Origin of the sequence: Pandoraea sp. PE-S2R-1 (assembly GCF_002179865.1) — a bacterium.
Taxonomy (GTDB): Bacteria; Pseudomonadota; Gammaproteobacteria; order Burkholderiales; family Burkholderiaceae; genus Pandoraea.
This window is the reverse complement of record NZ_NGUR01000147.1, coordinates 1-357: the sequence shown is the minus strand read 5'-3', so window position 1 is coordinate 357 and position 357 is coordinate 1. Positions and strand designations below refer to the sequence as shown.

The 357-nt window shown below is 61.9% G+C and carries 1 protein-coding gene; it reads right to left on the bottom strand.

Features of this window, described 5'->3' with window-relative positions; all coding sequences use genetic code 11:
• The coding region (locus CDV44_RS27455) for an aminotransferase class I/II-fold pyridoxal phosphate-dependent enzyme (protein WP_141118855.1) at positions 1 to 357 on the bottom strand (357 nt) is incomplete at both ends.

Here is a 357-nt window from a genome sequence, read left to right as displayed (position 1 = left end):
ATGCGCTCGTTGATTTCCGACGACGTGAGTCCCGCCACCATCTTGCTGCGCGCAATCTCATGTGCCAGATCCCGCGAACATGCCAGATACCCCACGCGGACCGATGGCGAAATCGTCTTCGAGAAACTCGACACGTAGATCACTCGCGACAAGCCGTCCATCGCTGCCAGCGACGGTGTGCCGGCGGGGGCCAACTCGCGGTAGATGTCGTCCTCGACGATCCAGAAGTTATGTTGCTCGGCACACTGCAGAATGCGATGCGCCGATGCCGGCGAGAGCGATGTCCCCAACGGATTCTGCAACGCGGGATTCACGAACAGCGCGCGCGGACGGTGTGTCTGTGCCGCCTGCTCCAGC